The organism is Porcincola sp. LCP21S3_C12, assembly GCF_052118625.1.
Lineage (GTDB): Bacteria > Bacillota > Clostridia > Lachnospirales > Lachnospiraceae > Porcincola.
In genome coordinates this window covers 19,701-31,491 of sequence record NZ_JBQKGW010000012.1, presented here as the reverse complement: position 1 = coordinate 31,491, position 11,791 = coordinate 19,701, and the positions used below count along the sequence as shown (strand labels likewise).

Sequence of the window (11,791 nt, the reverse complement as noted above, 5' to 3'; positions counted from 1 at the left end):
ATCACATACTATAATGAAGCGGTAAAAGGACTACCCTTAATGGTTCTTTTACAAACCCCTTATTAATTATTTATACTCCCCTTGAAAAGCCGGCAGCTCCCCTGCCGGCTTTTCTCTTGTCTTTGACGTTCCCGGACGCTGTCTCACCTCTTGGCCTCGACGTTCCCGGACGCTGTTTCACGCCATTCCCCTTCCGCGGCGCGCTTTACACAGCCCCCTCAGCTTTCGTTCTTCTCATCCTCTTTTTCTTTTTCGTCCTCCGGCTTCGGCATGATAATGGCCATGGCAATGTAAAGCAGAATGCCGGAGCCGCCAGCCAGTGTGAACAGTACGAACAGGATCCGGACAATGGTTGCGTCTACGCCAAAGTACTCGGCGATCCCGCCGCAGACACCACAGATTTTGTTATCCCTTGAAGATCTGCGCAGTTTTTTCATATCTTTTCTCTCCTCTCTTGACAGGACTCTTCCCTTATCCGCCGGCCTGGCAGCGTTTCTTTACGGTCTGCCGGCCTTCGATGTTGCTGACATCATACTACAAAATACCGCTCCTGTGCGAAGCGAATCCGATCATGTTGCGGGAAACGCACGGATGGCGTGTCCTTTCAGGAACAGCCGGCCAGCTGCCTGAACCCCCGCCCGAATGTAATCGTAAACGCGATCCCCCGGGCCGTATTATCCACCCGAATCCTCCATCCATGCCGCGCCACAATCTCTTGGACAAGCGCCAGGCCAATCCCCGTCCCGCCCCGCTTTCCGATGTAGAACCGGTCAAAAATGTGCCGCTTCTCCTCTTCGTCCAGCAAAGGCCCATCGTTGACAATCCTGAGAAAATTTTTCCCGCAGGAGATGTCGATGCGGCTCTCCGCATACTTCACAGCATTCGAGATCAGATTCATCACGACCCGCCCGAGCTGGTCCGGATCCGCCTGTATCTTAATCTGTTCAAGATTCATCGATACATCCAGGCCGCGCTTTCTGATTTCATATTCAAGCGCCATCAGACAGTCATTGATGACGTCCGGCAGCATCACACTCTCCATGTGCAGCTTTGTCTGGCTGCTTTCCAGCCTGGACAAGGCCAGAATCTCCTCCACCAGGTCCCGCATCTTGTCTGTCTCAGAAAGAATGACCCGGGATGCTTTTTTCGGATCATCGATGACCCCGCTCCCGATTCCCTCCGCGTAGCCCTGGATTGACATCAGTGGTGTCTTCAGCTCGTGAGATGCATTCTCAAAAAACTGCTTCTGCTTTTCCTGCTCCAGCTCCAGGCTGATTCCCATCCGGGCTCCCAGGAAAATCGAGATCACAGCACAGATGATCATGACCAGCAGCTCGGCCCGCTCAACCAGATGGACCAGACGAAGCTGGGATGTAATGTCGACGTACAGAATCCATTTATACCTTCCATCGATGGACAGATAATGATCCTGCATCTTCAGAACATAGTAGTTCTTCTTTCCTACGGCTATTTCCCGGATGTTCCCATCCGGAAATGGATGTATCCTGCACCACTCAGCAAGCTTTTTTTCATTCTCCGTCACATAGAACTCTGTCCGGTACTGCTGATCCACCAGGATACTGACTGCAACGTTAAACCCTTCATCGTCACTCTCATAGCCAGACGAAGGCAGCAGGGGCGTCGAACCCGAGGATTCCTCCGTACTTTCCGTTTCCGTTATTTCCCCCTGCCCGGCTGTTCCGGACTCATCCTCCGCAGCAGATGTGTCCGGCATTGCTGCAAAGACCTGGGCAGCATCCGATAATGCTTCCGTCTCCGTCCCCGCTTTACCGGTGCTCTCGCTCTCTGTCTCTGATCCGGCGTACAGATTCTCAAAAGAGTAGGTCTGCTCCAGCTCCTTCAACGCTCTGATTGAGCTCTCACGAATATTCCGGCTCATCAGCAGATGAAAAACGACGAGGATCACGATGAAAAACACCGCCAGAATCCCCGTCGACATATACGCAATCCGGACCGTTCTCTTTCCAAGATGACGGCTGGCATGCTGATAGATTGATTTCCTGCGATTTGATATGTCTCCAGCAGGACGATTCTTCATGTGTCTCCTTCTCCCAGCCGGTACCCGTAGCCCCAGATCGCATTGATCCGGACCCTGGAACCGGCTGCGCTCAGTTTCTTCCGCACACGCCGGACGGTCTCATCTGCCACTCTTGTCTCGATGTCCGGTCCGATCCCCCAGACATCCCGGAGCAGCTTTTCCCTTGACAGTGCCCTGTCGCTGTTTTCAATCAGATATCGGATCAGCGCACGCTCCGTAATCGTCAGCCCCGCGTCCCGGCCATTGACCAGGACGAGCTGGCTGCTTTCATCCAGCGTGACATCCCCGAACGAAAGTGGTTTTTCTCCCTTTTGGGACTGGCGTTCCATGTCAACGCGGCGCAGAAGTGCACGCACCCTCATGACAAAGATCGATGGCCGGAACGGCTTGATGATATAGTCGTCCCCGCCCATGGAAAGCCCGGTGATATAGTCCAGCTCGCTCTCCCTGGCTGTCAGGATGACAATCGGCACCTTCGAAAGCCCCCGGATTTTCCTGCAGATCGTCAGTCCGTCTGTCCCCGGCATCATGATGTCAAGGACCACGAGGTCGCAGCGCTGTTTCTGGAACTGCGCAAACAGACTGTCCCCGTCTGAGAATGTCCGGACGTCGAACCCTGCCTGCGTCAGATATGTGTCAATCAGTGTCCGGATGTTTTCCTCATCATCCGCCGCATAGATCACCTTCCGGTCTTCCTCTGCCACGATCCGCCCTCCTGTTCCCGAAGCCTGTCTCTTTGTGAAAGAATAACGGCAGACCTCCCCGGCCCTGCAAGTCTGCGCTCAGTTCTGCAGGCGCTCGATCATCTTCCACATGCTGTCTGCAGAATTGAAGTTCGCCGGAACAAGTTCGGTCGGCGTCACTTCGATGTCAAATTCATCCTCCAGCGTGGATACAAGCTCCAGCACCTGCATAGAATCAAGCAGTCCGTCGTCAATCAGATGCTTCTCGTTCTCGTAGTCAATGTCAGGATCGATATCTTTCAGAATTGCCAGCAGTTTCTCCATGATGTTCCTCCTTCATAATCGTCATTCAATGTCATTCAATATCTTTCAGTTCGGCCGCACCGCAGTTCAACCCGTCAGTCGGGAGAATCCCGCGCAGCTTGCGGAGCCCTTCCTTCTCAGACCATGTCCATATGCCGGGCAGGTCCCTGCTCAAGAAAGTCAGCATTCCTTCAGTAGGAGCATACGCCCCGCAGCGCCCGAATACAAGATGATCACCGATATTCAGCTCGCCGAACTGCGCACTTCTGAGCAGCACATCGTTCATCGAGCAGAGCGAGCCGAACACCGACCACTCCTGCTTCCTCTCCGGCTTCTCCAGGCAGTAGACGGGCGGGACCTTCATGCCCATCATCTGACCGTACCAGCTCACCTGGTGGATGCCACCGTCCACGATCGCAAACCGGTGCGCTCCCCTGCGTTTGACATCTGCGACCGTCGTCACGTATGTCCCGCTGGTTGCCGCAATTCGTCTTCCGAATTCAAGCGTGACCTTCCCCTGATACGCCATCGCCTGCAGTTTTTCCGAAAGCGCTTCAAGATCCTTTCTCTCCCGGCTTCTCATGGTTTCCTCATCCGAGAAATAGTCGACCGCCATACCGCTTCCAAACTCGAGGCGCTCCGGTTCAAACCCATATGCAGCCTTCCAGTCCTGCAGACAGCTGTCAATCATATCCAGTTCTTCGGTCGTGCGCCCGATGTTCTTCTTCTGTGTTCCGGAGAAGTAATGAATCCCACAGACCCGGACGCTTCTTCCATGCTTTCCGGCGAGAATCTCCTCGATCTCGCTTCTGTCCATTCCGAACTGGCTGCCGTCCGTGAGCCTTGGCATCACACGGATCTCCTCTCCGGTCTGCTCCGCAAACTGTTCCAGGATCTCCCACTGCGTCAGAGATTCCGCCGTGTAGGTGATCCGGCTTCCATGCCGCTTCAGGGCGGCAAGCAGATCATCCTTTCCCTTGTTGACGCCGGACAGCACAATCTTGTCCTCCGGGACCTTTTTCCGCTCGCAGATCCGCAGCTCTCCAAACGAACAGGCTTCCACATAGTCAGCCGCTTTTCCAAGCGCCTCCGTCAGATACGGATTGGCCTTGATCGAGAAGCAGACCTTCACCCGCTCCGGAAGCATCTCATGCATTCGTCTGATCTCATCCGCCGCCTCATCTGTATCAAAGATATAGAAGGGTGTCCGGGCTGTCCTAAGCGCTTCTGAAATTCTCTCCGCTGTCAGTGTCATGCCGTATGTTCCTCCTTCGTACCCTCGCCAAGCTGCGCGAGCACCCTCTTACGATCCATTTTCCCGTGATCTGTCAGCGGGATCTCCTGAACATGATGGAACCTTGACGGAACCATGTACTGCGGAAGAAGCTTCAGAAGCTCTCCCTTGAGCGCTCTTGGCTCTGCCTGTCCGCAGTAGCAGGCCTCCAGCCTGTTCTTCTCCCGGTTGAATACACAGAAGCCGCGCTCGACACCATGGGCCGTATTGAGTGCGCCCTCCACCTCCTCCAGCTCAATCCGGTGGCCGAACAGCTTGATCTGGAAATCGGCTCTCCCCGAGAAGCAGAGCTGCCCGTCTTCCCTGTAATACCCCAGATCCCCCGTCCTGTACATCTGCTCAGGGAACCTTGTCTCCAGCGGGCTCGGGCAGAAGGCCTTTCTGGTTGCTTCCGGCGCATTCAGGTAACCGAGCGCCAGGCAGCTTCCTGATACACAGATCTCTCCGCTTCTTCCGCTCTCTGTGATCCTGTGCCCCTTTTCATCCAGCAGAAAAACCTTCTCATTCGGAAATGGAACACCGATCGGAAGGGGCTTTCCGCTCAGAGCTTCTGTGGAGCGCGGCACCCTGTAGTAGGTACAGTTGCAGGTAATCTCACTCGGTCCGTACAGGTTGACAAACTCAGCATCCGGGTACTGCTCCATCCATGCCTTCAGGAAGCGCTCCGGCATCACCTCTCCCGAGAATAAAACCCGCCTGATCGAGGACGGAACCTTGTAGGTAAACCCTCTGAACTGAACCACCAGGCACAGGGCAGAAACCGCCCAGGTCAGCGTCGTGACCCTCTTTTCATCCAGATAATCCAGCAGGTTCGTAATGACGGTGAAGTACTTTCTCGGAATCAGGACCAGCTCCGCACCGGTCTTCAGGGAAGAGTAAATATCCTTCACCGATACGTCGAAATCAAACGGAGCCTGGTTGCCGATCACGTCATCCTTCGTGATGTGGAACAGCTCCGGAAAATAATTCATGAAGTCGATCACACTCCTGTGGCTGACCAGGACGCCCTTCGGTGTTCCCGTCGAACCGGAGGTAAAATTGCAGTAAAGCGGATCTGTGTCCGTCTGGCGCGCTCTGACTGCATCCAGGATCACACTGTCCGCTTCTGTGGAGAACGCCTTTGCTGTGTCCAGAAACTGGAGACGGACTCTGTTCCTCCCGCTGCTCAGAACGCATCCGGACGCAGCACCCCCGGTCTGAATTCCGCCAGATTCGGCACTGCCCGTCCCCGCACTGTCCTCCTCTTCCGGACAGAATGTCTGCGCAGCCTCGCCGGGTCTGTCCGTCAGAACAATGGAAAGTCCGGATGTCTCAACCATCTTCCGCAGCCGAAGCGTTCCCTGCTCGGTATTGAGAAAGACAGAGAAGCAGCCGGCATAGACGATCCCGAGCATCGCCGCATAGGCGTCTCTCGACTTGCTCATATAGATGCCGACCGGCTGTCCGGGCGGCGTATACCTTGTCAGGTATGTTCCTGCCTGCCTTGCCTTTTCCAGAAGCCCGGCAAAGGTCAGGCTCCCCTCCGGGTCGGTCACAGCCCGCTTCTCAGGGAAGCGTCCTGCTGTCTGTTCCAAATATTCCAGTACATTCTTCATCGGAAATCCCCTTCCTTGCTCCGCAGCTGACCTGTCCTCTTCACCAGACCTCCTACAGTGTATCTGCCTCTGCCGGATCGGCATACGAGGTCTCCGTCACCTCCGGAGAATCCAGTGCTCTTTCGGTCTCTTCCCGCTTTTTCTTCTCATATCGGCGCGCCTCCTTCAGCAGCACGCTTCCGCTTGTCGCCTCATCCTTCGGCAGATCCTTCAGTACCACATCATAGGAATCGACAAACATCGATGAAGGATCGTCTGAACTCAGAATCTTTGCCAGCACTTTGGTCTGCCTGTCTCCCAGTCTTCCCATCATGTGCCCGTCCAGATCCACATAATCCATATCCGTCCGGTCCAGGTACTCCTTCTTCAAATAATTCATGTCGTAGAACTCCACGCCCTCCTTCTTGCAGAGGTCCGTGTAGTACTTATTGGCGGCATTCTCATTCTCACGGAGCAGTCTGTATGGAGGCAGTGCCGAGTAAAAGCATACCAGCCGGATTCCCTTCGACTTGCAGAATTCCGCCATCTTGTGGAAATATTCGATGTTCTCCGGCACGATCTTGCTCACCTTGAACTTTACAGGCTTGTACAGCGTGTCCATATGAAGAGAATAGGAATGTCCGTACCGAAATCCCCTTCCCTTGTACTCATAGTTGGCACCCAGGTACAGTGCCTTCATGATCATCGGGATGGTCTCCTCGCCATGTCGCCAGTAGGACGGTCTCAGACGAACATAGACCGTTCCCAGGATCTGACTGGCATTGCGCGGCGCCAGGCGGTAGTCCGCGATAAAATTTGGAAACGGCTGCGTCAGCATCTCATTGAAAAAGTAATCCAGTCGGTTTTTGGGATCGCTTCCCGCAAAAAAGATGCTGGTGTCGTTGCCAAGCGAGATACCCGGTATCCGCCAGTAGGTTGGGTCAATCTCATAGAGAATGGTCTTCGGCTGGTTATGGTAGCAGACCTCCCTCATAAGGTAGTAGATATCCTTGACCGGCATGATCCGGCGGGAGCAATTGAAGGAGGTCGTCCCGAGTTCCTTGTCCAGCACTGCGGGATCGACCGCCGTCTCCCCATGGGAATCCCCGACGACAATCGTGTCATAGTTTGTCTTCCCCTGAACCTCCCGAAGCTCTGCCTTGAGAATCGAGGGCTGTGTCAGAATGAAGGAGAAAAACAGGATCCACGCGATGTTCACGGCAATCAGGCAACCCGCCTTTCCAAGCCTTGTCTGCGGTTCCCACCTTTCCTTCCTCTGCTTTTCCTTTCGTCTGTTCTGCTCTGTATGTCTTTTATTCATGTTCACTTTCACTGTGCTCCATCTGCGGGTTGGGTGGTACCGGCCATCGGAGGATCCTCCATCCCGGTGCATACCTTAAAAGTTCGCATACATGAACCCGCCGGCTCCGACTGTCCTTCCAACAAGAAGGATCGCCTGGAACAAAGCTGTCCAGATCGCAGCCTGTCTCCAGAACGGCTTTGCAGCGATGGCCTGCCTCAGAGAAATCCCTTTCTCATGCTGGATGTCCACCCACAGAAGGATCATGCAGGCCAGAAAAAGAATCGGAAGATAGAAAAGCGTCTCAACCTTCGTCGTAAAAATTCTGCTCAGGCTTGTCCGGTTCAGCAGAAACATCCGGAAAAACATCCGGACTGCCCCTGCCGCTGTATCAGCGCAGTCAAAAACCCACCCGATTGTCACAATCACCAGCGTCCGCACAAGGCGAAACGTCTGCCAGCGGCCTGACTGCTCATTGATGTGGAGATCGTTCTTCCATGACCGGTAGACATCCTCCATCACAGCACTGAAGGCAAGAATGGCGCCATTATAGATTCCCCAGCCGGCATACTTGGATCCGGCACCATGCCAGATCCCGACGATCAGGAAAACAATCAGATCTCCGATCGCCACGATGACCTTGCTGGCCATCTTCATGGACATATGCTTTCTGAGCTGCTTCTTCAGAAGCTTGAGCGGCTTCCACATCGCCAGCGGGAAGAAAATATAGTTCTTCATGAACGCTCCCAGGCTGATGTGCCACCTTCTCCAGAATTCACCCAGGTCCTTTGAGAAATATGGCTGCCTGAAGTTTTCGCCAAGCCGCACGCCAAAGCACTCCGAAACGCCCCTGACGACATCGATTCCGCCTGAGAAATCGCAGTACAGCTGGATGCCGTACAGCACCAGGCAGATCAGAACATTAAGCCCGTACTGAGTGCCTGAATTTGCCCGGCCGACGAAAACGGCCGTCCGGTCTGCGATCACCATCTTCTTGAAAAAGCCCCAGAGCATCAGCGGAAGACCCGCCTTGATATTTTCCCAGGCTTCCCCGTGATCTTTAAAGAGTTCTCCCTTCATCTGTCCATAGGTCCCGATGGGTCCCTGCGTCAGCTGCGGAAAATAACAGATGAACAATACCAGGTGAAAAAAGGAATGATCTGCCTTTCCCCGCTGCCAGTAGACATCAAGCAGATAGGAGATCGCCATCAGAAGGTAATACGACAGACCGAACGGAACGATGAGTTTCAGGAAGCGCCAGTGGCTCTGAAGTGTCTCATTCACCCTGGTCAGATTCAGATGAAGGGCTGCCGGCACATACTTGGACAGCGCCAGGATGAGAATCAGCAGAAAAATTGCAAGAAGAACAGCCCGCTTGGCTTTCCTTCCTCTTGCAGCCTTCACGCTCTTTCGAGCTGCCCTGTCCTCCGGAAGGTCTGCCTCCGAAAGCATTTTTTCAATATAGATGGCAAATCCATAGGAGACCGCTGCGACATATCCAACGAACAGAAGATTCCGCCAGTCAGCCGCCCAGAGGAAAACGAAGGACAGCCCCAGCAGGCACTGCCATTGAAAACGGCTGGGTATAAGATAATAGATCAGGAGCCCAGCAATCAGGAAGATCATAAAGATAAGTGTCGTAATGTTCATGCAAGTCCAAGCCTTTAAATTTTTTCTTACTATACCATGGGAGAATTGAATTATCCTAGAACGTTTTGCCACAAACCTGCAACAAACATCGTTTTCTCAGCAGGATGACAGGCGTCAGTCTCAGATCCCCTCCTCCAGTATCCTGTACACAGCTTCCATATCCAGATTCTGCCTGACCGCCGCCGCCAGAAGATCGTACTGACGCTCCCGGAAGGCTTCCTGGCTCAGAACCGCCCCCTCCGTCAGCCGCAGTCCTTTTTTCTCCGCCGCTGACTCTGCCAGCCTCCATGCAAGATCGCCGGCATCGAAGATGCCATGAACGTAGGTGCCGCAGACGGTTCCCACGGTGCAGCCATCCTCCTTCTCCCGGCAGTCTTCTCCGCTTGCTGTGAGAATACGGGCAAATGGCTCTGCGCTGCTTCCTTCCCGGATGGCGCTGCGGCCCATATGGATCTCATATCCCTCGATCCGTCTTCCTTTCAGGGCATCAAAGCCCTTCGCCGGACTGAAGATCTCACCGTGAACCTGCGTTCTTGTCTTTTCCGGGAGAAAGATGGTATCGACCGGAAGAAGGCCGATCCCCCGCACCAGCCGCGGCAGGCCGCTCTCCCCGGTCTCGACTCCGTCCGGGTCCCTGAGCGTCTCCCCGAGCATCTGATACCCTCCGCAGATGCCGATCACGGCGCGGCCCTGCGCTGCCGCCTTTTTCACCAGCACTTCGAGTCCACTCTCCCGCAGCCACAGCAGATCTGCGATTGTACTCTTGCTGCCTGGAAGAATCACGATGTCCGGCTGTCCAAATTCTCTGGCGGAACCCACATATCGAAGGCTGACGCCCGGTATACGGGCAAGCTGCGAAAAATCCGTGAAATTTGAAAGGCGCGGCATACGGATGACGGCAATCTCCACCAGCGCCTGGCGCCGGCCGTGTGCTGACGTCAGCGGAGTGGTTTTCTCCGTCACGGCCTGTGCCGGGTCTTCTGTCCCTGTAAGCCGTTCAGACAGACTGTCCTCGTCGTCGATGTCGATCTTCAGACAGGGAATGACCCCGAGCACAGGTTTTCCTGCCAGCCCCTCAAGCTGTTTCAGCCCTGGCGTCAGAATCGAGCGGTCTCCTCTGAATTTGTTGATTACAAGGCCCTTTATATACCGGCGCTCCTCTTCATCCAGAAGCATCACCGTCCCGTAAAGCTGCGCGAACACACCGCCCCGGTCAATATCTCCTGCCAGCAGAACCGGCGCACCTGCAAGGCGCGCCATACCCATGTTGACAATGTCGTGATCCTTCAGGTTGATCTCCGCAGGGCTTCCTGCTCCCTCAATGACCATGATATCTGCGTCATCCGCCAGCCGGCGATAGGCTTTCCGAATCTCCGGAACGAGGCTCTGCTTCATGGCAAAATAATCCTGCGCACTGAAGTTTCCCAGCACTTCTCCGTTGACGATGACCTGACTAACAGAATCCCCGGTCGGCTTGAGCAGGATCGGATTCATGCTGACGGACGGCTCAATTCCGGCTGCCTGCGCCTGGACGACCTGCGCCCGCCCCATTTCCAGTCCCTCCTTCGTGATGTAGGAATTGAGGGCCATGTTCTGGGACTTGAAAGGCGCCACGCGATACCCATCCTGACGGAATATCCGGCACAGAGCTGCTGCGATCAGGCTCTTTCCCGCGTTCGACATTGTCCCCTGTACCATGATTGCCTTTGCCAAATTTCATCCCCCTGTCCCAGGCTCCGCGCTCCTCTTAAGGGCACCCTTCAGAGCCATCTGTCCTTCCGACAGACCGGTGTTCGGACGTATCCTTCCTGCCTGCCAGAAGGTCCCTCTCACTCCTGCTTTCACTCCTGCTTTCACTTCTGCTTTCTCAGCCGGTAGTCCTCCTCCGCATAGATTCCTGCCAGAATCCCGCACAGCTTCTCATTATCCCGCCGCGTCCGGCAAGAAACACGGAAATACCCCGGCTCCAGCCCCCGATAGTTGCTGCAGTCGCGGATCAGGATGCCCTCCGCCGCACAGCGGTCAAACAAATCCTCCGGTCCGCGAAAGAACATAAAGTTTGAACTGGATCCGTACCAGGTAATCCCGATCCGGTCAAATGAACTCTTCAGAAACTCCATTTCCTCCTGAACGGTTTCCCGTACCCGGTGAACATAAGCCTTGTCCCGCAGTGCCGCGATCCCACAGACCTGCGCGGCAGACGAGACGTTCCACGGCTGCATGCAGCTGCGCACTTTCTCAAGAAGCGGCCTGTCAGATGAAACGCCGACCCCGAGCCGGAGCCCCGGCACCGAGTAGAGCTTCGTGAATGCATTCAGAATGAACAGATATTCATTCCCCTCCAGGCGGCGAAGCATCGTCACCTGCTTCGGATACCTTAAAAGACCGACATAGCACTCGTCCAGCACCAGCAGCACATGTTTCTTCCTGCATCGTTCGACAATCTCCAGCATCAGCTCGAACGAGACGAGCACGCCGGTCGGGTTGTTCGGGTTGCAGAGATAAAAGAGATCCAGATCATCTGTGATCGAGTCGAGAATGTCCGCTCCGATCAGAAAGCCGCTTTCCTCCCTGCAGGTGTAAAATCGAATGTCCGTGCAGCCGGAAAGCCGGAGCGCAGTCTCGTACTCTGAGAAGGACGGCGCGATGACCAGCCCGCTCCGCGGTCTTACCGCATTGGCAACCGCGTAGATCAGCTCGGCTGCTCCTGCGGAACAGACAATCCAGTCCTTCGGGATCAGAAACTCCTTTGAAATGACCGCCCGCAGTTCCCTGCACCGGACATCCGGATACTGCGAGAGCGTATTCACCGATTCGATGTAAGCCTTTCTTACGCCGTCAGGCATCCCGAGCGGCGAGGTACTGATCGAAAAGTCATTCGCGTATTCTGCAGAGTAAATATCTCCGCCGTGAACCTGTGACTGCATG

General features: G+C 54.9%; 10 protein-coding genes. All 10 read right to left on the bottom strand.

The annotated features are described in order from the left end of the window. Nucleotides 1–218: 218 nt before the first annotated feature. Nucleotides 219–437, bottom strand: coding sequence for a PspC domain-containing protein (locus tag ACTQ1N_RS07705; RefSeq protein WP_441956205.1), 219 nt, complete (start codon nucleotides 435–437; stop codon nucleotides 219–221). Nucleotides 438–604: 167 nt separating this feature from the next. Then, nucleotides 605–2,059, bottom strand: a complete 1,455-nt coding sequence (locus ACTQ1N_RS07700; protein WP_441956203.1) for a sensor histidine kinase — start codon at nucleotides 2,057–2,059, stop codon at nucleotides 605–607. After that, a complete protein-coding gene (locus tag ACTQ1N_RS07695) occupies nucleotides 2,056–2,763 on the bottom strand; it encodes a response regulator transcription factor (RefSeq protein WP_441956201.1) in 708 nt (235 codons plus the stop codon). Before ACTQ1N_RS07695 ends, ACTQ1N_RS07700 begins: the two co-directional genes overlap by 4 nt. Before the next feature lie 78 nt (nucleotides 2,764–2,841). After that, complete coding sequence (locus ACTQ1N_RS07690; RefSeq protein WP_441956200.1) at nucleotides 2,842–3,066, bottom strand: acyl carrier protein; 225 nt, start codon at nucleotides 3,064–3,066, stop codon at nucleotides 2,842–2,844. A 31-nt stretch (nucleotides 3,067–3,097) separates the two neighbouring features. After that, on the bottom strand, nucleotides 3,098–4,300 hold the full coding sequence (locus ACTQ1N_RS07685; protein WP_441956198.1) for an alanine racemase: 1,203 nt from the start codon (nucleotides 4,298–4,300) through the stop codon (nucleotides 3,098–3,100). Next, complete coding sequence (locus ACTQ1N_RS07680) at nucleotides 4,297–5,934, bottom strand: amino acid adenylation domain-containing protein (protein WP_441956196.1); 1,638 nt, start codon at nucleotides 5,932–5,934, stop codon at nucleotides 4,297–4,299. Before ACTQ1N_RS07680 ends, ACTQ1N_RS07685 begins: the two co-directional genes overlap by 4 nt. Before the next feature lie 52 nt (nucleotides 5,935–5,986). Then, nucleotides 5,987–7,234, bottom strand: coding sequence for a hypothetical protein (locus ACTQ1N_RS07675; RefSeq protein WP_441956194.1), 1,248 nt, complete (start codon nucleotides 7,232–7,234; stop codon nucleotides 5,987–5,989). 75 nt (nucleotides 7,235–7,309) lie between these two features. Next, nucleotides 7,310–8,863 (bottom strand): MBOAT family O-acyltransferase, encoded by a 1,554-nt coding sequence (locus ACTQ1N_RS07670; RefSeq protein ID WP_441956192.1) that lies wholly within the window; start codon nucleotides 8,861–8,863, stop codon nucleotides 7,310–7,312. A 120-nt stretch (nucleotides 8,864–8,983) separates the two neighbouring features. Then, a complete protein-coding gene (locus tag ACTQ1N_RS07665) occupies nucleotides 8,984–10,576 on the bottom strand; it encodes a cobyric acid synthase (RefSeq protein WP_441956190.1) in 1,593 nt (530 codons plus the stop codon). A 140-nt stretch (nucleotides 10,577–10,716) separates the two neighbouring features. Further along, nucleotides 10,717–11,790: a pyridoxal phosphate-dependent aminotransferase gene (locus tag ACTQ1N_RS07660; RefSeq protein ID WP_441956188.1), complete on the bottom strand. Its 1,074-nt coding sequence runs from the start codon at nucleotides 11,788–11,790 to the stop codon at nucleotides 10,717–10,719. Nucleotide 11,791: the final 1 nt, after the last annotated feature.